The sequence below is a fragment of the Pseudomonas sp. LBUM1663 genome (assembly GCF_059695905.1).
In genome coordinates this window covers 4,084,060-4,107,110 of record NZ_CP166792.1, presented here as the reverse complement: position 1 = coordinate 4,107,110, position 23,051 = coordinate 4,084,060, and the positions used below count along the sequence as shown (strand labels likewise).

Sequence of the window (23,051 nt, the reverse complement as noted above, 5' to 3'; positions counted from 1 at the left end):
GATCAGGGGAGGGCGGACACAAGAGTGCGCCCGCCTTTCACACCACTACACGGCGCTATCAATGACTTCGATGATTCGCTTTGCGATGTACACCACAGGGGTCTCCAGCGCGAAGTGTCCGGTGTCCAGCAACTCGACGATGGCATTGGGATTGTCTAGCGTGAAAGCCTCGGCGCCGGGCGGGATGAAGAACGGATCCACGCATCAGCCCTGACTGGAAAACCCATCGTCAAAAATACTTTCAATGGGCAACTCAAATGCCCGGGCGATTTGAAATGCCAGTGGCAGGCTCGGATCATACCGACCGTTTTCAATCGCATTGATCGTCTGTCGCGAGACGTTCAGCAGCGATGCCAGATCGACCTGCGACCATTTGCGTTCGGCACGAAGTTCCTTGAGTCGGTTCTTCATTGATAACGGCGTCTGGCAACTTGCAGCCCGATGATCCACATCAACCCCATCACTGGCCATACCCACAACCACGGCAGATGGGGCGCGCCGACGTTTTCCAGAAAGCCATAACTGAAGGTCAGTAGAGCAGAGGCCGCAAACGCAAAGCCGAGCGCTTCAAACTGGATGCGTAGATGCATTTCGTCCAGGCGCCGAAGCTGCCGGACCACGGCCCAGCATATCAAGGCAGCCGGAATCACCGGGGTCAGCGTGATGACCGTGCGCAGAACAAGATTGGCGTCTTGCAAGCGCAGTAGCAGGAATATCGAAGCCATCAACACGACCGAATACAGGGCGAGCGCAACGCCCATTTCGCAGTAGTACCGTTTCATTTCATAGTCCTTGATGTAAAACGTCCTTTACATATTCTTCGATGTTTTTGTGGATGTAAAGCACCCTTTACATTGGGTTTTTGCTGTCCTGCGTAGGAGATACCAATTGGCCATCACATCCGTTAAGGTGTGCGCCGCCCGAGAGATGGATCCCGGGCAATATCTCATGGAGTTTTTTCAGTGAAGTACGTTAGTAAAGTTGCCGCGGTTGCCTTGTTCGGTCTGGTTCTGGCGGGTTGCACCGGCACGCCGATGAACACCCAGCATTATGAAAGCAGCCAATACACCGTCCTGGGCCATAGTGAAGCGAGCGCCACTGGCCTGCTGCTGTTCGGCGTGATCCCGATCCAGCAGAACAACCGTTTTGTTCGCGCTCAGAACGCGGCGATCAAAGCCAAGGGCGGCGACGCGATGATCAACACCCAGGTGCAGGAAAACTGGTTCTGGGCCTGGGTCCTGACCGGCTACACCACCAAGATCTCCGGTGATGTGGTCAAGCTGAAAAACGTTCAGTAAGCGCAATACCCGGTCTTCTTGGCGGGCGCGCAATTGTGGTGAGGGGGTTTGCCCCCGTTGGGTTGCGAAGCAGCCCCAAGGTCTCGGCACTGTCGAAGATTTTGGGAGCGCTTCGCACTCCAACGGGGGTAAACCCCCTCGCCACAGGGTGGGAATGATCAGTGGCGCTCCGTCACCCTGGTCTGCGGAGCCACCCGGTTTCTTCCCGACCACTTCGCCTGATAGAGCTGCTGATCGGCACGTTTGATCAGTGCGGTGGTGTTGCTGTCCGATGACTCGGCCAGCCCGATGCCGATACTCACCGTTACGTGCCCGACCGTGGCGAAGCTGGCTTCGGCAATCGCAGCGCGGATCTTCTCGGCAACGACTTCGGGACTCTCCGGTTCCTCGACTTCCGGCAACAGCACCGCAAATTCCTCGCCTCCGTAACGGGCCACGAAATCGGTGGCGCGGGTGTTGTCCTGAATCAGCCGCGCCAGTTGGTGCAGCACTTCATCGCCAATCGCATGGCCGTGGGTGTCATTGATTTGCTTGAAGTGGTCGGCGTCAATGAACAGCAACGCAAACGGCCGTCCGGTGCGTTGAAACAGCAGGTTGCACTCATCCAGTTTCTCGTCGAATCGGCGCCGGTTGTACACGCCGGTCAGTGCGTCGTGGGTGGCCAGTTTCAACAGATCGGCGTTGGCCTGGGTAAGGGCGGCGGTGCGTTGTGCGACGGTGGCTTCCAGCGAGGCATTGGCCTCCTGCAACTCGCGTTCCTTGCCGAGCAGGGATTGCGTCATGCCCTGGAGGGATTGACCCAGCTGGGCAATTTCCCGCACCGGATGGTCTTGGGGGAACGTTGCACCTGGCTGTTGGTTCTGTACCCGTTTGGCCGACTTGGCCAACAACTCTATCGGGCGGCTGAGGTACAGCGCGAGGTAATAAGCTACCAAGGCGAACACGATCGCGGCAATCACGCCCAACAGCAGCAACTTGTAGAACAGGATACGTGCCGGCCGAAGCGCGATATCCAGCGGTTGCCTTACCGCGATGTACCACGCAAGGTCCGTGCTTGAGGGAGTAGGGACCGCGACAACGCTGGTCAGGTAACCATTGCCCACTGACCAGCCAGCGGTATCGGAATGGTTTTCCCGGGCCTGCGGCATGTTCGGCACGTGTTGCCCCATGAGCGATTCCGGGTAGAGCACTTTGCCGTCGTGGTCGACGATCAGGGCCTCCACTTCAGGCGTCATGTCCTTGCGCAGCACGGCCGAGTCGACAATCCGCGTGACCCAGCTCCAATGGGCATGCGCGCCCAGCACACCGATTACCTGGCCCTCGGCATTGCGGATCGGCGCGGCGAAATCGATGAAGCGCAAAGGCTCGCCACTGGCGGTTCCGGGCAGCAGTTTGGCCAGCAGGACCGCCTCATGAGGATCGCCGGTATAGGCACCGCGCAACCCGGCCTGGAACCAGGGGCGCTCCTTCACCGATTGATTCACCAGAAGGCCGTTCACGGCTTGCCGTACACGCCCGTTGGCGTCAGCCACGCCCATCCAGGCGTACTCGGCGCGGGACTGCGAACGCAGCTCCATCGACGACAAGATATCCGGATCGTCCAGGTCGCCATGCTTGAAAAACGGCGCTCGACTGAGCAGGGACACTTCGAGCTGACGCTCATGCAGTTGCGCGCCCAGCAACTCGGCCGCAGACCTTGCCGTGCTCAACAACGCGTTGCCGCTGGCCTGCTTCATCTGCTCGGTGGCGATGTGGCCGACATAAAACCCCACGCTGACCAGCGTGAGCAGCGACAAGCCGGCAAACCAGAGTGTCAGGTGACTACGCAGACTGGCTTTGATCATGGGGGCCTATCTGAAGTTTTTGGAATCGCGGCATGGTATGCGCAATGGAGGGGTCGCTGCCAGTGGCGGCGCTTTCATGGCCATGATCGATCCCCGCATTCGCCAGCGCGATGACAATAAACAGAGGCCGCGTTTCAAGCCGGACTGAAAAGCCCTCAGTCGGTACGGCCGCGCATTTGCGCGAGAATCCGCGCAGCATCCCGGGCCGGAGGCAAACCGAAGACACGAACGTAGTCCCGGCTGAATTGGGTCGCGCTTTCATAGCCGACATCAAACGCGGCGCTGGTGACGCTTTTAGCGTTCGCCACCAACAAGGTCCGCGCCTGGAGCAACCGCACGCGTTTTTGATACTGCAAGGGGCTGAGCGTGGTGACGGCTTTGAAATGGCGGTGGAACGCAGACACGCTCATCGACGCTGTGCGGGCCATGTCCTCGACCCGCAGCGGCTCGGCGAAGGCGCGGCGGATCCACTGGATGGCGAGGCTGACACGGGCCATGGCCGTATCGGGCGCGGCGATTTCGCGGAGCATCCAGCCGTGCGGTCCTTGCAAAACCCGATAGAGAATCTCCCGCTCGTACACCGGACTCAGCGCCGGGATGTCCGCCGGCCGGTCCATCAATCGCAGCATGCGCACCCAGGCGTCCATCAGCTCGGGTGTGACCGCTGCCACCGAAAAACCGGCTTCCTGCTCAGACGGTGCGACAGGTTTTGGCAGGTCTGTCAGCAATGTCGCCAGAACGGCAGGGTCCAGTGTCAAGGCGACGGCGAGGTAAGGTTCGCCGGACGTGGCCGGGTGCACACTGCCGACCGCAGGCAGTTCAATCGACATCACGAAATAGGTCGCAGGGTCGTACCTCAGTGTGCGATCGCCGATGGTCATCGACTTACTGCCTTGCAGGATCAGGTTGATCATCGGCTCATAGACAGCGGCCAACTGATGTTCGGGAATCGCACCCTGGACCATGGCCACGCGCGGAATGCCCGTCTCTGTACGCCGGTTTTCGGCCCTGGCGGCGAGGGTTCTGAGTTCATGCAGTTGGTTTTCCATGGGGAGACATCTGACCGCAGGGTGACGCACGACGCAAGCGAAAAGCAGAAACAGGCAGGATTGGAGTAGTAACGGCTGCGCTCGCCGGAGGGACTATGGTTACCGTGGTTGCTCATCTGATTAACAGTGGAGCAAGCCATGAGCGTTATCGTCATTACCGGCGGCAGTCGAGGCATCGGTGCCAGCGCCGCAGTGCACTGTGCCCGGCGTGGGATGGGCGTCATCCTGACCTACAAGAGCAACGTGCAGGCGGCCGATTCGGTTGTTCAGCGCATCAGGTCCGAAGGCGGGACTGCCGTTGCCCTCGAACTGAATGTCAGCCGTGCCGGGGCCTTCGGCGTATTCGTCGATGCGGTACGACAAGCGCTGCATTCGAACTGGCAAACCACCACCCTGGGTGGTCTGGTCAACAATGCCGGCCACGGCCTGTTCAACCCACTTGAGACGGTCACCGAGGCGCAGTTCGACGACCTCATGAACGTTCACCTCAAAGGCCCGTTCTTCCTGACGCAGGCCTTGTTGCCGCTGATGGAGGAGGGCGCGAGCATCGTCAACCTGACCAGCGCGACGACACGGGTGGTCACCCCGGGCGTAGCGCCTTATGCCGCTTTCAAGGGCGGGCTGGAAGTACTGACCCGTTACATGGCCAAGGAGTTTGGTGAGCGGCGCATCCGTGCCAATGCCGTCTCGCCTGGCGCCATTCGCACCGAACTGGGGGGTGGTTTGAGCGAAGAATTCGAGACGCTGCTGGCCTCGCAAACGGCGCTCGGTCGCATCGGCGAACCGGACGACGTCGGTCGAGTAATCGCCACGCTAATGTCCGAAGAAAGTGCCTGGGTCAACGCGCAATCCATTGAGGTTTCCGGCGGTTACATCATCTGAATCAGCGAGGCGCATTCCATGCTTGATCATGTTTTTATCTCCGTCAGCGACACCCAACGCTCGGTCAATTTCTACACCGCGGCGCTCACACCGCTCGGGATCTCTCACCGGCTGGATTATGACGGCAAGGACGGCCCGCCGGGCCACCCGGACCTCAAGGGTTTTGGCGCGCAAGGCCGGGTGTTTTTCTGGCTGCGTGAAGGTGTGGTGGAGGGGCGGGCTGCGCATGTCGGGTTCGTTGCGAACAGCAGGGGCGAGGTCGATGCGGCCTATGCCACTGCAATGAAAGCAGGCGCTACCGATGACGGCGCTCCCGGCGCACGGTTGCATTACGACCCGAATTATTACGCGGCCAACGTCCTGGACCCGGATGGTTACAGCCTCGAGTTCGTCTATAAAAACTGGCAGCACCCACAATGAGCAGACTTCTGATTTATGGCGCAACCGGGTACACCGGTCGGATGGTCGCGGCACAGGCGAAAGCAGCCGGGCTGGACTTCGAAATCGCCGGACGCGATGCGACAAGATTGGCCGCGCTTGCCCGGCAACTGAACGTGCCCTATCGCACCTTCACGCCCGACGCTCAATCGGCGCAAGCGCTGAGCGGCGTCACCGTCCTGTTGAACTGCGCCGGCCCGTTTGTGCTGACCGCAGAACCGTTGATGCGGGCCTGCATCGAGGCCGGGGTCGACTATCTCGACATCACTGCCGAAATCAACGTTTACCGGCTGGCGGAGCGGTTGGGCGAGGACGCCGGTGTGATGCTGTTGCCTGGCGTCGGCTGGGACGTTGTCCCCACGGACTGCCTCGCCCTGCACGTTGCCCGTCGCGTCGAACAGCCGCAGTCGCTACGGATCGCGCTGCAGGTCGCAGGCTCCATGTCCCGCGGATCGGCCAATAGCGTTGGCGAGATCATCGGTGCGGGATTGATGGCGCGGGTCGACGGCGTACTCGTTCCTGCGCCGGATGCGCAGCCGCGTCACTTCGATTTCGGCGCAGGGCCTGTGCTCTGCGCGCCGCTGTCGTTCGGTGACCTGGTCACCGGTGGGCGCTCAACGGGCATCGCGAACATCGCGATGTTCGTGCACATCAGCGCTGACGCGTTTCCCGAGGGCGACTTGTCCCGACTTCCCGATGGCCCCAGCGAGCAAGAGCGCCTGTCTCATCGGGCCCGTGCGATTGCCGAGGTGACGGGGGCAGATGGGCTGGTTGCGCGGTCGATGATCAAGACGATCAACGGCTACTCCTACACACCGTTGGCCGCGGTGGAAGCGGCGCGACGCGTGTTGGCCGGGGAGAGGCGTTCCGGGTTCGAGACACCGGGTCGTCTGTTCGGTGTGGGGTTTGCCGAGAGCATTGCCGAAACGGTGATCGTTGATCTCTAAGGCTGGCGCTGAAGGCACAGCAAGCGCTCGATCTGCGCCAGCTCCCAGGTGCTGAGCAAACTGACCGGGTCGGTGCCGTAACGTTGCCAACGGTCGAGATCACCCTCGCGGCCGTCCGGGCGTTGGCAACGTTTGCAATGCAGCAGGCGATTATCGTCGACACCGAGGCTCAGGCGCCAGCCTTCGATATCGACGTGCACGTGGCCGGGCTCGGGTTGTTCGCCGAGCCGTATCAGAGGCCGGACTTCCAGCGCGGCATCGCGCAATTGCTGGTAAACCTCGCGGGTGGTCAGGGGCGGCACAGCGTTCTCCGGTGAAATTGCGAGGGTGTACAGGATAGAGCCTGCGCTTGTCGCTGTCAGCGGAGCCTCAAACTTCCTCGACTGCCTGCGGGCGCCGGGCAGGCTGACCCTCTTCCTCGCGAAGCTCGCGGCTCATGTCGTTGCAGCTTTGCGACCAGTCTTTCACCCACTGCGGCATCGGCGGCGATTGTTCCGCCAGGCCCAGTTCCCGGGCGAACTCGCCGGGTGCAAGCGTGCCTTTGCCTGCGCGAAACAGACCGCGCATCACCACCACGCCGACCACGCGTCCCTTGCTCACGAAGCGGTGCTCCATAAAGCTCCACTTATCGTCCCAGCCCAGCATCCGGGTGTGAATCTCGAACGCTTCTAACAGCTTCAGCTCACGACGGAATTTGCCCCAGGTATCGCCAACGATCGGCACCGCCTTGTTACGCAGCGCCACCCGGAATGCGCCGCTGCGCAGCACGTAATCCATGCGCCCGATGTCCGCCAGGGTGAAATAGCGGCCATTGGTCACGTGACGGTTGAGGTCGAGGTCGAGTGGCCAGACGCGCAGGCGGATGACGGTGGTGGCCAAGGCATCAACCGGCTTGCGCCACGGACGACGAAACAGCATGAGGAACAGTCGGAACCAGAGATTCATAAGTACGCCGATGATTTGAGTGACCGGTGCACTTTAGGCAGGAGGGATCAGGTAAGGTAGGTGCGCAAATGACTTTTTTCATGCGAAAAGCGCAATTGGATCATTTATGCACGTCACGCTTTTACTCGCGGACCAATGTTCCGCTGCCAGCGCCACCCTGGCCCTGGAAGTGCTAAGCGCCGCCAACCTGTTCGCAGACACGCCCGGCGCACCTTTTGAAGTCGTCAGCGCCTCACTCGATGGCAATGATGTCGCCGCGTGGGGAGGGCAAACGCTACGCGCGGACCTGTCCACCGGCGAGATCCCGCGAACCGACCTGGTGTTGATCCCCGGATTTCTCTTCACCCTGAAGGACGCCTTGCCGGCGTTTTCGGCTTACGGGCCATGGCTGCGTCAACAGCACTCGCAGGGGGCCGTGGTGGCTTCTATGTGTACGGCGGCGTTCATGCTGGCCGAAACGGGCCTGCTGGACGGCGTTCGCGCAACCACGCACTGGGCTTTTGCAGATCTGTTTCGTCGTCGGTATGCCGAGGTCTGTCTGGAGGAGACGCAGATCCTCTGCGAGGACAATCGCCTGATCACCAGCGGCGGCGCGAGTGCGGCCATGGACCTGTTGCTGCACATCGTGCGCCGGTTCGCCTCCTTGGATCTGGCGCAGAAGTGTGGCAAATACCTGTTGGTCGACACGGTGCGCAGCGAGCAATCGGTGTACGTCATGTGGTCTTTGCCCAAGAGCCACGGGGATGGCGATATCCTGCGATCGCAAAACTGGCTGGAGGCACATTTCGATCAACCGCTGCTGATTGATGATGTCGCCCAGCGATTCGGTTTCGGTGTGCGCAACTTCAAGAGGCGCTTCAAGGACGCCACCGGGTACACGCCGATTACCTACCTGCAAACCCTGCGTCTGGAGAAGGCCAAGCAGTTGCTTGAATCCACGCGAATGACACTGGACAGCATCACTTACGCCGTGGGCTACGAAGATGGCAATTCATTCCGTAGACTTTTCCGCCAGCGAGTGGGTTTGCTGCCGGCGGCTTACAGGAAGAAGTTTCAACCGGGTACGAGTTGATTCACACGATAAGCCACAGATGATCTGGAGCAGGACATGAAGAAAGCCGCAGCACTCACCCTGGTCTTGCTAGTCACTGCCGGGTTGTTCAGCGCGCAGGCACAAGCGACCGGCGATCCCGAAGCGGGCGCGACGCTGTTCAAACGGATATGCGGCGGCTGCCATCAAATCGGGGAGTCGGCGCGCGGTTCGTTCGGGCCGCAACTCAATGGCATTTTTGGACGTCCGTCGGGTAGCACGACGGATTATCAATACTCCGACGCTATGAAATCGGCCGGCATCGTCTGGACACGCGAGACCCTGACCGCGTACCTCGAAGATCCAAAGGAAGTGGTGCCCGGTACCCGGATGATTTTCTGGGGGCTCAGCGATCCGCAGAAGATTGAAAACCTGTTGGCGTATCTTCAGACCTTTCAGCCGCAGTAGGGCACCCTGCATTGACGCAGCGCGGCTTTCGAGCAGGCGGTCGGAACCACCCTCAGCAAGGCGACGTGCGTTCCATGGCAATCTATATGTAGGAAGGCACCTACAAAAACTCACGAAACCATGATTTTTCACACTCATAATCGAACCGGATAACCGCCGCATGGGGCGGTTTTACTTCGTTAGGATGTGTCATTTTTCGCCCGGTATTGACTTCGATGTTTCAGGGGTAGACTCTTGGTGTCGCTGGATCCCGTAGCTGAAACCGGATAGAAACCCTCTTGCCAAATCATTTAAAAGATCAACATGTATCTCTAGTGCAGAAACAAAATATTCTGGTTTTATGGCCGTGAATGTTGTTTTTCATGCGCCGTGAATTCACCGTGTTTGTTAGCTGCGAGCTGTCTGGGGTGGGCGTTTTGGTTGATGTTGGTTATGTGTGATAACACGGGTAAGAGGGGGTTGGCGGACAGGCCTGCCCTAAATAGTTAGTTCTAATTATCGACGCGTTGCCATTGGATAGTTTGCGGAAGATGGCAGGTTAGATTGATTAGATAATATTCCATGGACTGCACTTGCATGATGTAAGTGCGAACAATCGATAGAAGTGAGTTGTTCACTTCTGGAGGCAAGGATGCACGACCGAGTTACGTCTGAATTTTCTGTTCATCTGTGTATTCATCAACTATTCGAAGCCCAGGTTGCACGCAGTCCTGAAGCCACGGCGCTGGTCTTTGAGGGTGAGACGCTCAGCTATGGCGAACTCAACGTCAGGGCCAATCGTCTGGCGCATCGGTTGATTGCTTCGGGCGTCAGGCCTGACCAGCGCGTGGCGATCTGTGTCGAGCGCTCGGCAGCGATGGTGGTGGGCCTGATGGCGATCCTGAAGGCGGGCGGCGCCTATGTGCCGCTCGATCCCGAGAACTCGGGGGAGCGACTGGCGTTCATTCTTGGCGATACGGCTCCGGTGCTGGTCCTGGCTGATACGGCCGGGCGCCAGGCACTCGGGGACGCTTTGCAGGCTTACACCGTGCTTGATCCCCGTGAGGCCCAGGCTGAAGCAGACGCCAACCCTCAAGTTCCCGGCCTTACCCCCAACAACCTCGCCTATATCATCTACACGTCGGGCTCAACCGGACAGCCCAAAGGCGTCATGGTCGAGCACGCCCAGGTGGTGCGCCTGTTCGACACGACATGCGCACACTTTGGTTTTGCGACCAATGACGTCTGGTGCCTGTTCCACTCCTTTGCCTTCGACTTCTCGGTCTGGGAATTGTGGGGCGCCCTTCGTTATGGCGGCACGCTGGTGTTGGTCCCGCATGCCATTACCCGCTCTCCGCAGGCGTTCTACCAGTTGATTTGCGAGCAGGGCGTCACCGTCCTGAACCAGACACCGAGCGCCTTCACCGCGTTGATGGAACACGTAAAACCGTCATCGGACCGGCTGCGCTACGTCATTTTTGGCGGCGAAGCGCTGCAACCGTCGACCCTGCGCGACTGGTATGGGGTGCGTGATGAATCGGCCCCGCAACTGGTGAACATGTACGGGATCACGGAGACTACGGTCCACGTCACTTGGTACCCGCTGACGTCAGCCGATGCGCAACAAACCGACAGCGTGATCGGTCAATGTCTGCCGGATTTGACGCTCTATCTCCTGGACGCGCATGGCCAGCCTGTCCCGATGGGGGAAGTGGGGGAAATGTACGTCGGCGGCGCCGGTGTTGCCCGCGGCTACCTGAACCGTCCCGAGCTGACGGCAGAGCGATTCCTGCACGACCCTTTTGCGGGCAAGGCTGATGCGCGGATGTACCGGTCGGGGGACCTGGCTCGTTATCTTCCGAACGGGAGACTGGCGTTCCTGGGTCGCAATGATGACCAGGTCAAGATCCGTGGCTTCCGGATCGAACTGGGTGAGATTTCGGCCAAACTGGCCGAGCATCCCGCCCTCCGCGAGGCGGTGGTGGTGGCGCAAGGCGAGGAGACCGACAGGCGCCTGGTGGCTTATGTGTTGGCGCAGTCCGAGGTTCAGGACGCATCGGTAGAGTCTGCAACGGGCTTGGCGCTGGCGGGAACACTGCGTGATTACCTGAGTAACCGTTTACCCGACTACATGGTGCCATCTGCCTTTGTGCAGATGGAAAGCTTCCCGCTGACGGCCAATGGCAAGCTTGATCGCAAGGCATTGCCTGTTCCGCAAGAGGGCGCCTTTGCCCGCGAGGCCTACGAGGCGCCGTTGGGTGAGGTCGAGGTCATCCTGGCCGGGATCTGGTCGGAGCTGCTTGGTGTTGAACACATCGGTCGTCATGACGACTTCTTCGCCCTGGGCGGCCATTCGCTCATGGCCGTGCGGCTGGTCAGTCGCATAGCAACCCTCGGGGCTGAGTTGCCCCTCGCGACCTTGTTCGCGTCTCCCACGCTCAAGGCCGTGGCGTTGGCGATTGAAGCCCAGCGCAACGGCGGCGCTGTGGCGCGTGCATCGATCACGACCCTCTCTCGCGATGAGCCCTTGCCGCTGTCCTTTGCTCAGCAGCGACTGTGGTTTCTGGCCCAGCTCGACAGTGGAATCAGCGACGCCTATCACATCCCCCTGGCCCTGAGATTGCGCGGTCAGTTGAACGTGACGGTCTTGCAACAGGCCCTTGACGCACTGTGGTCGCGCCATGAGGCATTGCGTTCGATCTTTGTCACCGAAGAGGGCGAGGTCCAGGTGCGTCTGCTGGCCAGCGACCAGGGTTTGCCATTGCGCCGGATTGTTCTTCTTGAATCGAGTGCAGAAGCCGAGCTTGCAAGGCTTTGCACCGAAGAAGCTCGTGCACCCTTTGATCTCGCTACGGGGCCGCTGATCCGGGCTTGCCTGATCCGGGTGCCTGCCGCCTCATCGGTGCATGAGCATGTATTGTTGCTGACACAACACCACATCGTTTCGGATGGCTGGTCGCTCGGCATTCTCTTGCCTGAGTTGAGTGCGCTGTACACGGCATTCAGCAACCAGCAGGCCAGTCCATTGCCGCCGCTGGCGATCCAGTATCCGGACTATGCCGCCTGGCAGCGGCAATGGCTGTCGGGGGAGCGCTTGAATGAGCAGGCGGCTTACTGGAAGCAGGCGCTGGTCAATGCGCCAACGCTGCTCGACCTGCCCACCGACCGGCGTCGGCCTGAGCAACAGTCCGTCGTGGGCGCCTCTGTGCCGATCGAACTCAGTGCCGAGCTGACAAACGCCCTCAAGCGCTTTAGCCAGCAGCAGGGGGTAACGCTGTTCATGACCGTGCTGTCGGCCTGGGCGGCCGTGCTGTCACGCCTGTCGGGGCAGGAAGACATTGTGATCGGAGCGCCAAGTGCCAACCGTGGCCATTGCGACATCGAGCCGCTGGTCGGCTTCTTCGTCAACACCCTGGCGCTGCGCATCGATCTTGGCGACAACCCGAGCGTTGCGGAGCTCATTGCGCGAGTTCGCGAGAGGGCACTCAAGGCCCAAGACCATCAGGACCTGCCGTTCGAGCAGGTGGTGGAGATAACGCAGCCGCCACGACGATTGAGCCATACGCCGCTGTTCCAGGTGGTGTTTGCCTGGCAAAACCATGATGCCGGCCAATGGGCCTTGCCCGGCCTTGAAGCCATTCCGGTGGGGTCTTCCTATGAGGTCGCCCGGTTCGATCTGGAGCTGAACCTGGCGGAGGCGGGCGATCGAATCATCGGTGCTCTTGGTTATGCGACGGCGTTGTTTGACGCGAGCACGATCGAGCGACATGTGGGTTACCTGAAAGCTGTGCTTGCCGAGATGACACGGGATGCCAGCCAGACGGTTGCCCAAATCGACCTGCTTGAAGTGTCTGAGCGCACCTTGTTGCTCAAGACGTGGAATTCGAGGGATCAGGCCTGTCCCGCTCATTTGTGTATGCATCAGCTGTTCGAGGCGCAGGTGGCGCGCAGCCCGGAAGCCACTGCACTGGTCTTTGAGGGCGAGGCGCTCAGCTATGGCGAACTCAACGCCAGGGCTAATCGACTGGCACATCGGCTGATTGCTTTGGGCGTCAGGCCTGACCAGCGCGTGGCGATCTGTGTCGAGCGCTCTGCGGCCATGGTGGTTGGCCTGATGGCGATCCTGAAGGCGGGTGGCGCTTATGTGCCGCTCGACCCGGAGTACTCGGGAGAGCGACTGGCGTTCATTCTTGGCGATACGGCCCCGGTGCTGGTGCTGGCTGATACGGCCGGGCGCCAGGCGCTGGGCGACGCTTTGCAGGCTTTTACCGTGCTCGATCCGAATGAGGTCCAGGCTGCAGCGGACGCCAACCCTCAAGTTTCCGACCTTACCCCCAACAATCTCGCCTATATCATCTACACCTCTGGCTCAACCGGGCAGCCCAAGGGCGTCATGGTCGAGCACGCCCAGGTGGCGCGCCTGTTCGACACGACACACGCCGGCTTTGGTTTTGCCGCCAGTGACGTCTGGTGCCTGTTCCACTCCTTTGCCTTTGACTTCTCGGTCTGGGAATTGTGGGGCGCCCTTCGTTATGGCGGCACCCTGGTGCTGGTCCCGCATGCGATTACCCGTTCTCCACAAGCGTTCTATCAGTTGATTTGCGAGCAGGGCGTCACCGTCCTGAACCAGACCCCAAGCGCCTTCACCGCCTTGATGGAATATGCACAACCTTCATCGGACCGTTTGCGCTACGTCATCTTTGGCGGCGAAGCGTTGCAACCGTCGACCCTGCGCGACTGGTACAGGATGCGTGGCGAATCTGCCCCGCAACTGGTGAACATGTACGGGATCACGGAGACTACGGTCCACGTCACTTGGTACCCGCTGACTTCAGCCGATGCGCAACAAGACGACAGCGTGATCGGTCGGCGTCTGCCGGATTTGAATCTCTATCTTCTGGATGCGTTTGGCCAGCCAGTCCCGATGGGGGCCGTGGGTGAAATGTACGTCGGCGGCGCCGGGGTGGCGCGCGGCTACCTGAACCGTCCCGAGCTGACGGCAGAGCGATTCCTGCACGACCCTTTTGCGGGCAAGGCAGACGCGCGAATGTACCGGTCGGGGGACCTGGCCCGTTATCTTCCGAACGGCGATCTGGCGTTCCTGGGTCGCAATGATGATCAGGTCAAGATCCGCGGCTTCCGAATCGAACTGGGTGAAATTGCGGCCCGACTGGCCGAGCATCCCGCCCTCCGCGAGGCGGTGGTGGTGGCACAAGGCGAGAAAACCGACAAGCGCCTGGTGGCTTACGTTGTGGCGCAGCCCGAGGTTGAGGAGGCGTCGGTAGACGCGGAGGCCGGCTTGACGCTGGCGGGCGTGTTGCGTGATTACCTGAGCAGCCGTTTACCCGACTACATGGTGCCGTCTGCCTTTGTACAGATGGAAAGCTTCCCCCTGACAGGTAATGGCAAGCTTGATCGGCGGGCGTTGCCTGCTCCTGAAGGCGATGCCTTTGCCCATGCGGCCTACGAGGCGCCGTTGGGCGAGACAGAAGTGGCCCTTGCGGGGATCTGGTCAGAGCTGCTTGGCGTTGAGCACGTAGGCCGCCATGACAACTTCTTCGCCCTCGGCGGCCATTCACTTTTGGCGGTGCGGTTGATCGAGCGCTTGCGCCGCCAAGGCTTGAGCCTTGCCGTGCGTGATCTGTTCCAGACCCCCATATTGTCGGTGCTGGCCAGCACGCTTGGGCAGCACCGAGAGGTGGTGGTGCCGCCGAACCGGATCAAGCCCGAGACAAGCACAATCACCCCCGAACTACTGCCGTTGATCGATCTCAGCCAGTCGGACATCGACCTGATTGTGGCGCAGGTTCCTGGAGGCGCCGCCAACGTCCAGGATATTTACGCACTCTCACCGATGCAGGACGGCATCCTGTTTCACCACATGCTGGCCAAGGAGGGTGACCCCTATTTGCTGGTGGCCCAGATGGCCTTTGCTGATCGTGAAACACTGCAACGCTATCTCGGCGCCGTTCAGCAGGTGGTCGACCGTCACGACATTTTGCGCACCGCGTTTGTCTGGGAAGGGTTGTCTCGCGCCGCTCAAGTGGTGTGGCGACAGGCTCCACTCTCGGTCACTGATGTGGTGCTCGATCCGGCCGATGGCGCCATTGCCGAACAGCTTTCCCGGCGCTTTGATTCCTGCCGGCACCGAATTGACCTGACCCAGGCCCCTGTGCTGCGATTTATTGTTGCCCATGATCCTGTTGCAGGCCGCTTCATCCTGATGCAACTGCAGCATCACTTGATTGACGATGCTTCTTCATTGCAGTTTTTCTATAACGAAGTTCAAGCTTTCCTTGCCGGTCGGGGTGAGCAACTGCCATCGCCTCAGCCGTTCCGCAACCTGATCGGTCAGGTGCGCTTGGGCAAGAGCGTGGCGGAACATGAGCGTTTCTTCAAATCGATGCTGGCGGACATCGAAGAGCCGACGTTGCCATTTGGACTGGCGGAAGTGCATCTGGACGGCGCGCAGGTAGGGCAGACCCACCGCATGGTGTCGGCCGACCTCAATGATCGGCTGCGGGCGCAGGCGCGGCGATTGAATGTGAGTCTCGCCAGTCTGTGTCACGTTGCCTTTGCCCAGGTATTGGCACGCACCAGCGGCCAGGAAAAGGTCGTGTTCGGGACGGTGCTGTTCGGACGCATGCAAGCGGGCGATGGGTCGGATCGAGCCATGGGCATGTTCATCAACACGCTGCCGATACGCTTCGACTCAGGCGGCATTGAGACCGCTGAAAGTGTCCGGCAGGCTCATGCCCGACTGGCCGAGCTGCTGGCCCACGAGCATGCCTCGTTGGCGTTGGCACAAAGGTGCAGCGGGGTCGCCACCGGTACGCCGCTGTTCAGCGCATTGCTCAACTATCGGCACAACGATCTGGCGGGTGCGGACAACATTGTCCAGACCCTGGGGAAAATGCCGGGCGTCGAGTTCTTGAGTGAACAAGAACGGACCAATTATCCGTTCACCTTGTCCGTGGAAGATTTCAGTCACTCACTGGGGTTGACGACCCAAGTGGTCGCGCCGTTCGATTCCGCTCGCGTGTGTGGCTACATGGAGCAGGCGCTGGACAGCTTGGCGCAGACACTGGAACGCTCGCCGCACCGCCCGGTTCGACAGCTGGACATTCTGCCTGCATCTGAACGTACCTTGCTGCTCAAGACGTGGAACGCGACGGATGCATCCTGCCCGGATCATCTGTGCATTCATCATTTATTTGAGGCGCAAGTGGCGCGCGATCCAGAGGCCACGGCACTGATCGTTGAGGGAGGGACCCTCAGTTACGCTGAGCTCAATGCCAGGGCCAATCGACTGGCCCATCGGTTGATCGAGCAGGGCGTCGGGCCCGACCAGCGGGTGGCGATCTGTGTCGAGCGTTCGGCAGGCATGGTTGTCGGCCTATTGGCAATCCTGAAGGCGGGCGGCGCTTATGTGCCGCTTGATCCGGCCTATCCGGGTGATCGACTGGCTTACATTCTGGCCGATACCGCTCCGGTCCTGGTGCTGGCCGATGCGGCCGGACGGCAGGCGCTGGGTGAGGCGTTGCAGGCCCATACCGCGCTTGATCCCAATGAAGTCCCGACGGAAGCAGAAGGCAATCTCCAGATTCCGGGCCTCACACCGCGCAACCTCGCTTATCTGATCTATACCTCGGGTTCAACCGGACAGCCCAAGGGCGTCATGATCGAACACCGTGGATTGATCGCGTCGACTCTGGCACGGACCACGGTCTATCAGCCGGGAACCGATTCAGTATTTTTACTGTTGTCGTCGGTGGCGTTTGACAGTTCCGTGGCAGGTATCTTCGGAACGTTAACAACCGGTGGTGCGTTGTGTTTGCCAGGCAGCAATGCAGTGGTAGATCCACACCTCATCAGCAGGCTGTTGATTGAAAACCAAGTCACCTCAGTGCTGATGGTGCCGTCTCTGGCAAGGCTGGTTCTGCCGCAAGTCGCCCAGCTCGGCTATGGACAACTGCGTCAGGTGATCGTGGCGGGTGAAACATGTCCTGCGAAGCTGGTCCAGGAAGTGACCTCGGCATTCACTCGCGTTGAATTATTCAATGAGTATGGTCCGACGGAGGCGACCGTCTGGGCGGCGGTTCATCGCTGTTCCTCTGCAGACGTTGATCCGGTTCCGATAGGCCGTCCGATTGCAAACGCACGCGTTTATCTTCTGGACGCGCATGGCGAGCCTGTTCCGCTGGGTGCGGTGGGTGAGATGTACATCGGGGGCACTGGAGTTGCACGTGGATACCTGAACCTGCCCGAACTGACGGCTGAGCGCTTCTTGCTCGATCCATTCGCCGGCAAGCCTGACGCGCGGATGTATAAGACGGGGGATTTGGCCCGCTATCTGCCCAACGGAAACCTGGTGTTCCTGGGCCGCAACGACGATCAGGTCAAGATCCGCGGCTTGCGGATCGAACCGGGTGAAATCGCAGCCATATTGACCGGGCATCCTTCCATCCGCGAAGCGGTTGTGGAGGTGCAAGGCGTCGACCCGGACAAGCGACTGGTCGCTTATGTCGTGGCTCAGCCAGAGGCCGGTTTGCCGCTGGCAGGACGACTGCGTGATTACCTGAGTGAATGTTTACCCGACTACATGGTGCCGTCGGCCTTTGTGTTGATCGAACGCTTGCCGCTCACCCCTAATGGCAAGCTGGATCGCAAGGCATTGCCTGCTCCTGAGGGCGAGGCCTTTGCCCATGCGGTGTATGAGGAACCGCAAGGTGAGATCGAGACGATCCTCACCGCGCTTTGGTCAGAACTGCTCGGGGTTGAGCAGGTCGGTCGCCATGACAACTTCTTCGCCCTCGGCGGCCATTCGCTCATGGCCGTCCAGCTGATGCAAAGAGTCAGGCGTTATGGTCTGGAGTGTTCGCTGAGCGACATTTTTGAACACCCGCGATTGGCTAATCTTGCTTCTCGGATCGCACAGTCTCCTGCGCTCAAGCCGCCTGTCGGAGCGATCACGGTGCGTGCGGACGGGACTGAGCCTCCGGTCTTTTTTGTGCCGTCGGGACTGGCTGATTATTCGTATGCGATATCGCTGGCGCAACAGCTCCGGGTGAGCTGCCCGATCCACGTATTGCCGTGGTCGGCCATTGGTGAGCCGCAACCTCAATCCATGGAGGATATGGCCGAACGAATGATCCCGCTCATCCAGGCGATCCAGCCGGAAGGGCCGTATCGAATCGCAGGCTATTCCTCTGGCGGGATCCTCGCTTATGCCATCGCCCACGCGCTGATGCGCAAAGAAGCGAGTGTCGAGTTTTTAGGGTTTGTTGACGTGCCTGCGCCTCATAAGTTGCTTTATAAGAACCGAGACATAAAGCAGTACTTTATTGAGCATTTTAAGGCGGTGGCCCCGGAGGCTGATTGTCATAAATTCGATGGGCTGAATGAGGCTGACGAGTTGGCTGAGCTGATTAAAAAAGCCCAGGATCTGGGTGGCTATGACTCAAATGCCGACCTCTTGCTGGAAACAATCAAATGGCAAGCCATTTATCATTTTTCACAGATTGCCGGCGCCTATAAGCCCTCGCCATTGCCGATCAATCTCTACCATTTCTACGCGGCTGACCGTGAGCGTACCCGTCTGCCGCAGGTGGATATGGTCGGGGGGTGGAGAGAATTATTGCCGGATCTGGCGATAAGTTCGGTTTCTATTCCAGGCACGCATGTGTCCATGATGGAGGACATCAGTCATCGCAAACACTTGGCAGAAGCGTTCAGTCGAGCGCTTTTGTAAGCGGTCGAGCGTAACGCTCATCGGCTTGCAAGCGGGCTGTTACAACGGTTGTAACTGCCTCGCTTGCGTGCTTGTTCACATGCGCCATTGAGTCGCCGATAAGCCGCCCGCAATAGTTTGCGTGCGTGCAGCGGGGTACCCATCAGCGAAGCATTATAAAAAGGAGAAATCATGGCAAATCCCTACCGCGAACTGCTCACCACCCCAGGCGTCATGGGGTTGGTGATCGCGAGTTCCATTGCCCGTCTGCCGCAGGCAATGATCGGCATCGGCATCATTACCATGTTGGTGCAGCAGACGGGTCTGTATTGGCTGGCTGGCTCGGTCGCCGGTACCTTTACCCTGGCAAATGCGCTGATCGGCCCGCACGTGTCGAAGCTCGTCGATCAGCGGGGGCAGAGTCGGGTGCTGCCCTTAGTGACCACCTTCAGCATTGGTATGTTGCTGGCGCTGATCGTTGCCGTCTCTATGAGGGCGCCGACCCCACTGCTGTTTATTCTTGCAGCACTGGCGGGCACGATGCCCAGCATGCCCGCGATGATAAGAGCACGCTGGACACAGCTTTTCCGTGGCAAGCCGCAGCTGCACACGGCCTTCTCCCTGGACACTGTGCTGACTGAACTCGCGTTCATTATCGGTCCACCCCTTGCCATTGGTTTGAGCGTCAGCTTTTTCGCCGAAGCCGGACCTCTTGTCGCGGTCTTGCTGCTGGTCATCGGCGTGACCGCTTTTCTTCTGCAAAAGCAGACAGAACCGAAGGTGGTCGTGGGCGTCAGGAAGAGCACCGGCTCGACTTTGCTGATTCCCGGCGTTCGCACCATCGTTCTGGCACTCTTGGCGATGGGGGTGATTGGCGGATCAATTGATGTGGCGGTGGTGGCCTTCGCCAACGCACAAGACTGGCCAGCGTCCGCCAGCTTCATCCTCGCAGCCTATGCGCTCGGCTCAATGATCGCGGGCCTGACGTTCGGCGCGTTGAGGGTCTCCTTGTCGATCGAAAAGCAGTTCTTCGTCGGGGTACTGATCACGGCAGTCACAGCCGTCTTGCCCATGTTCTCGCCGGATGTCTACATCCTTTCCGGGATGCTGTTTGTGGCAGGCATGTCGTTCGCGCCAACGATGGTCGTCGTCATGAACCTCGGCACGATCATCGTTCCACCGTCCAGGATCACAGAAGGCCTGACGTGGATGACGACGGGCATCAGCATCGGCGTGGCGCTCGGTGGCGTACTCGCGGGTCTGGTCGTCGACGCCTATGGCGCACGGGCAGGGTTCGGCGTCGCCATCGGCGCGGGGCTGATCATGGTGGTGATCGTGCTGTTGGGGCTGCGGACACTTCGTGCCACGTCTGCGGTGTGTGCTGAGCCGAGTTTCCAGTAATCAGCCAGCTAGAATGATCATTCATTCCCCAATATTGGAGAACCAGCATGGTCAGCAAAAACACGATTTGCCTCTGGTACGACGGCGCCGCGCTGGACGCCGCGACGTTCTACGCCGAGACGTTTCCCGACAGCGCGGTGGGCACCATCCTTCGCGCGCCTGACGACTATCCGGCGGGCAAGCAGGGCGATGTGTTGACGGTCGAGTTCACAGTGATGGGCATTCCGTGTCTCGGCTTGAACGGTGGCTCGGGGGTCAAGCACAATGAGGCGTTCTCCTTCCAGGTGGCGACCGACGACCAGGCCGAAACCGACCGCTTATGGAACGCGATTGTCGGAAACGGCGGTCAGGAAAACGTCTGTGGCTGGTGCCAGGACAAATGGGGTCTGTCGTGGCAGATCACGCCCCGGGTGTTGACGGACGCCATCAACAATCCTGATCCAGCGGCGGCCAAGCGCGCGTTCAACGCCATGATGCAGATGGGGAAAATCGACGTCGCGGCGATCGAAGCGGCGGTCAAGGGTTAACCCGGCCTGACGCTGCGTGATCGATGTTATCGCGCCAGTTGCTCCACCAGCTTTGGCGTCACGTAGTGCGGTCCGTCGAACAGGTACAGCGGATAGCCGTCATAGGCCGCCAATTGCGGTTTGAGCTCGGCGGCGGTCGCGGAGCGGAATCCACCACCGAAGTTGGGCCGGAAGGCTTCGACGATGATTCGCACCCGGTCTTTGCCCAGGCGCTGGCGCAAGGCGTCAGCGTATGTCCTGGCGACCGGTGCAGTGCGGGCGTAGACACCGACGCCGTCCTGGAAGAACACGCCAATGTCATTCGGCAGCCACTGCTTGAGCCATTCAGCCGTGGCAACGGGACCGATGTTGGCGCCGTCATACACGCTGATCCATAACGGTCGCGGTAGCTTGGCCAGCAGGGCGGGCAGTTCCTTGGCGCGGGTCCAGCTGGGGTCGACTTCGGCGGGGAAATACCAGCCGGTGACGTGCAAGGGCGTCGGCAATTTGGCAATGCGTTCCGAGACTGCAGCCAATTGCTCGATGTTGTCCCGTGAGCGGTTCTCGCTGAAATAACCGGCCAGGCCGAGGATGACGTCTTGCGCCCAAGGGGCCTTGGCGATTCGTGCCCAATCGGGCAGAACCGGTACGCTGGGCAGGCCGGTCCCGGCAACGAATGCCTGATCGTCGACGACGGTCCACTGCACAAGCAGTTCACGGGCCCCAAGTTTTTCCCAATGGCCGTTGATGCCGACGGTCTTGTTGTCCGGCTGCCAGACGATGCCGACGATCCCTGGGGGCTGAGCCTTTTTGTCCGTCACGTAGAGCACGCCGGTCCCGGTGCCGAGAATGACGGTAAACAACAGACCCACAACGGTCGCGCGACTGGCGGTGTAACCAAGAATGTTCACGGAAGGGCCTTGTTGATGCGCTGATGCCATTGGCTCAGCGAGGTGACGCCTTTGGCGTTCCACTGGCCTGCAGCATCGGGGCCCAGGTGAAATTGGCCCTCGTTGAATTGCCAGACGATCACCTGCGGTTTGTGTTGGGCGAAATCCGCAGACTCCAAGTATTGCAGCAGCGTAGCCCATGGGCCGACATCGCCAGGATTCCAGGTCAGCGCGACGGGACGGTCAAGGGCATTGGAAAGCTTTTGCGTGAAGCCCAAGTAAGGCTGGACGAAGCTGTTGCCGATCACCTGAACCGGTGCCGGTGCGTCATCGATCAGCAAGTCGTTCTGTGCCTGATGGCGAACGGTGTAGATGTCGCGACCAATCGATTTACGCTTGATGGCCGGCAGGAAATTGCTCGCCAGATCACCGAACGCGCGTCGGTCGAACCAGTCGCCCAGCGCCGCGCCACCGCCGGGTTCGCCTTGCAGACGGTAACGCTCGGTAATCAGTTGCGCCGTGGCGTCGGCGGTGTTTTCCGCGCTCCAGGCTGTCCAGTGGTAGTCGGCGCGGTAAAACGCAGTCAGTTTGCCGTGTTCGGTGCGTTGCAGGACGGGCTTGATGTTCAGCGTGGTCAGGCCTGCCTGGGTCAGGTCGCTCTGCAAGTGCTCGTAGCGCTGCATCACGACCGGGCTCAAGGGCTGATTGGCGGGCAGGCGCGAGGCATAAAACGGCGCTTTCATCGGCACCACCAATACGACCAGACTGATGTGTTCCCGGGCAAGGTTCTGCTGGAGTTGTTTCACCAGCGCAATGTTGCGGTCCATGCCGGGGTTATCGACCTTACTCAAGCTTTCCCAGGCCGGGAACAGCCAGCCACCTTCGCCAGTGATGACCGCCGAGGCCGCTTCAACGCCGGGGCCTGACAGACTCAACAACACACCGGCGATCATGGCTGCAACCGGCAAGCGAGACTTCATTGCAAGGATCATGGCGCGGTCTGGTCGACAAGGCCGATCAGGCGTGGAGCCTGCCGGGAACCGACCAGGAACAGGCTGTAACGATCACCGGCCTTGAAGGGCGCCAGCTTGAACGGCAGGCTGATGTTCTGCTCGCAACTGGCAACCAGCGTCGCTTGCACCGGGTTGATCGTGCGCTGGGCCTGGCCGTTGAACGGCACCTGATTGAACACCGGGGCATGGTTAGCCAGTTTGACCTCGGCCTTTTCGCAACCGTTGGCCAGGTTGTAGATATTGAGTTCGGCGCGCAGGTCTTTGCCGCGCAGCGGCGGATCGATGACCAGGCGGGGTGCCCGTGCCGGGTCGCTGTCGAGAATCAGCGTGACCCACGCACTTTTCGGCGCGCTCAGGCCCTTTATCTCGCGACCGTTGACGGTCACTTGTAGCGGCTGTCGCGAGTCCACAACCTGAAAAGGACTGGCCACCGTCGCCTGGGTGGAAAGGGCGAAACTCGCGCCCTGGCCCACTTCGACCTGCATGGCGGTGTCGGAGGGGTTGACCACTCGCACCCAGGCCGAACCCTCGGGCAGTTTTGGCGCGTACAACTGGGCAATTTCAGGGGCGGCGTTTGCCCACATCGGGCTCAGGCCAAGTCCCAGCCACAAAAAGAATCGAATGTTCATGC

18 protein-coding genes and 2 pseudogenes are annotated in these 23,051 nt (G+C 60.3%); 10 read left to right on the top strand and 10 right to left on the bottom strand.

Annotated elements, in window-relative coordinates; translation table 11 throughout:
- Positions 1–45: 45 nt before the first annotated feature.
- The 3 genes and pseudogenes from ACA075_RS18795 to ACA075_RS18785 all read right to left on the bottom strand — a co-directional run.
- Positions 46–198: pseudogene (locus tag ACA075_RS18795) on the bottom strand (alpha/beta hydrolase); the annotation flags it as partial.
- Positions 199–204: 6 nt separating this feature from the next.
- Positions 205–411, bottom strand: coding sequence for a helix-turn-helix transcriptional regulator (locus ACA075_RS18790; protein WP_497294544.1), 207 nt, complete (start codon positions 409–411; stop codon positions 205–207).
- On the bottom strand, positions 408–782 hold the full coding sequence (locus tag ACA075_RS18785; protein WP_497294542.1) for a hypothetical protein: 375 nt from the start codon (positions 780–782) through the stop codon (positions 408–410). The genes ACA075_RS18790 and ACA075_RS18785 overlap by 4 nt, the downstream gene beginning before the upstream one ends.
- 180 nt (positions 783–962) lie before the next feature.
- On the opposite strand from ACA075_RS18785, the gene ACA075_RS18780 reads away from it, so the two are divergent.
- Positions 963–1,298 carry a hypothetical protein gene (locus ACA075_RS18780; RefSeq protein WP_497294541.1) on the top strand — a complete coding sequence of 112 codons (336 nt, stop codon included), beginning with the start codon at positions 963–965 and terminating at the stop codon, positions 1,296–1,298.
- Positions 1,299–1,456: 158 nt separating this feature from the next.
- On the opposite strand, the gene ACA075_RS18775 is transcribed toward ACA075_RS18780, so the two are convergent.
- Entirely contained in the window at positions 1,457–3,142 is a 1,686-nt protein-coding gene (locus tag ACA075_RS18775) for a sensor domain-containing diguanylate cyclase (protein ID WP_497294539.1), read from the bottom strand.
- Here ACA075_RS18775 and ACA075_RS18770 point away from each other — a divergent pair.
- A complete protein-coding gene (locus tag ACA075_RS18770) occupies positions 3,141–3,290 on the top strand; it encodes a hypothetical protein (RefSeq protein ID WP_497294537.1) in 150 nt (49 codons plus the stop codon). The two genes, ACA075_RS18775 and ACA075_RS18770, sit on opposite strands and share 2 nt — an antisense overlap.
- Before the next feature lie 7 nt (positions 3,291–3,297).
- Here ACA075_RS18770 and ACA075_RS18765 read toward each other — a convergent pair whose 3' ends face one another.
- On the bottom strand, positions 3,298–4,191 hold the full coding sequence (locus tag ACA075_RS18765) for an AraC family transcriptional regulator (RefSeq protein ID WP_497294535.1): 894 nt from the start codon (positions 4,189–4,191) through the stop codon (positions 3,298–3,300).
- 138 nt (positions 4,192–4,329) lie between these two features.
- Here ACA075_RS18765 and ACA075_RS18760 point away from each other — a divergent pair, with 138 nt between their 5' ends.
- Genes ACA075_RS18760 through ACA075_RS18750 form a run of 3 tightly spaced genes read left to right on the top strand, consistent with a single transcriptional unit; the run spans position 4,330 to position 6,458 of the window.
- Positions 4,330–5,073, top strand: coding sequence for an SDR family NAD(P)-dependent oxidoreductase (locus tag ACA075_RS18760; protein ID WP_497294533.1), 744 nt, complete (start codon positions 4,330–4,332; stop codon positions 5,071–5,073).
- An 18-nt stretch (positions 5,074–5,091) separates the two neighbouring features.
- Positions 5,092–5,493 (top strand): VOC family protein, encoded by a 402-nt coding sequence (locus tag ACA075_RS18755; protein ID WP_497294532.1) that lies wholly within the window; start codon positions 5,092–5,094, stop codon positions 5,491–5,493.
- Entirely contained in the window at positions 5,490–6,458 is a 969-nt protein-coding gene (locus tag ACA075_RS18750; RefSeq protein WP_497294531.1) for a saccharopine dehydrogenase family protein, read from the top strand. The genes ACA075_RS18755 and ACA075_RS18750 overlap by 4 nt, the downstream gene beginning before the upstream one ends.
- On the opposite strand, the gene ACA075_RS18745 is transcribed toward ACA075_RS18750, so the two are convergent.
- Positions 6,455–6,760, bottom strand: coding sequence for a DUF7693 family protein (locus tag ACA075_RS18745; protein ID WP_497294529.1), 306 nt, complete (start codon positions 6,758–6,760; stop codon positions 6,455–6,457). The two genes, ACA075_RS18750 and ACA075_RS18745, sit on opposite strands and share 4 nt — an antisense overlap.
- A gap of 67 nt (positions 6,761–6,827) precedes the next feature.
- Positions 6,828–7,403: a thioesterase family protein gene (locus ACA075_RS18740; RefSeq protein ID WP_497294527.1), complete on the bottom strand. Its 576-nt coding sequence runs from the start codon at positions 7,401–7,403 to the stop codon at positions 6,828–6,830.
- 106 nt (positions 7,404–7,509) lie between these two features.
- Between ACA075_RS18740 and ACA075_RS18735 the strand changes: the two genes are divergently transcribed.
- From ACA075_RS18735 to ACA075_RS18715, 5 genes and pseudogenes are all read left to right on the top strand, one after another.
- A complete protein-coding gene (locus ACA075_RS18735) occupies positions 7,510–8,475 on the top strand; it encodes a GlxA family transcriptional regulator (protein WP_497294525.1) in 966 nt (321 codons plus the stop codon).
- Between the two features lie 36 nt (positions 8,476–8,511).
- Entirely contained in the window at positions 8,512–8,901 is a 390-nt protein-coding gene (locus tag ACA075_RS18730) for a c-type cytochrome (protein WP_497294524.1), read from the top strand.
- 631 nt (positions 8,902–9,532) lie between these two features.
- A pseudogene (locus ACA075_RS18725) lies at positions 9,533–18,631 on the top strand (non-ribosomal peptide synthetase); the annotation flags it as partial.
- A gap of 171 nt (positions 18,632–18,802) precedes the next feature.
- Positions 18,803–20,011, top strand: coding sequence for an MFS transporter (locus ACA075_RS18720; protein ID WP_497294523.1), 1,209 nt, complete (start codon positions 18,803–18,805; stop codon positions 20,009–20,011).
- A 47-nt stretch (positions 20,012–20,058) separates the two neighbouring features.
- Positions 20,059–20,538 (top strand): VOC family protein, encoded by a 480-nt coding sequence (locus ACA075_RS18715; RefSeq protein WP_497294522.1) that lies wholly within the window; start codon positions 20,059–20,061, stop codon positions 20,536–20,538.
- Between the two features lie 26 nt (positions 20,539–20,564).
- Here the strand turns inward: ACA075_RS18715 and ACA075_RS18710 are convergent, their stop codons facing one another.
- From ACA075_RS18710 to ACA075_RS18700, 3 genes are read right to left on the bottom strand one after another with little or no spacing between them, the layout of a single operon-like run.
- Positions 20,565–21,428 (bottom strand): alpha-amylase family protein, encoded by an 864-nt coding sequence (locus ACA075_RS18710; protein ID WP_497294521.1) that lies wholly within the window; start codon positions 21,426–21,428, stop codon positions 20,565–20,567.
- Positions 21,425–22,387: an alginate O-acetyltransferase AlgX-related protein gene (locus ACA075_RS18705; protein WP_497294519.1), complete on the bottom strand. Its 963-nt coding sequence runs from the start codon at positions 22,385–22,387 to the stop codon at positions 21,425–21,427. The genes ACA075_RS18710 and ACA075_RS18705 overlap by 4 nt, the downstream gene beginning before the upstream one ends.
- An 8-nt stretch (positions 22,388–22,395) precedes the next feature.
- The gene (locus ACA075_RS18700) at positions 22,396–23,049 is read right to left on the bottom strand and encodes an alginate O-acetyltransferase AlgF (RefSeq protein WP_497294517.1); all 654 of its coding nucleotides are present in this window, start codon (positions 23,047–23,049) and stop codon (positions 22,396–22,398) included.
- Positions 23,050–23,051 lie beyond the last annotated feature (2 nt).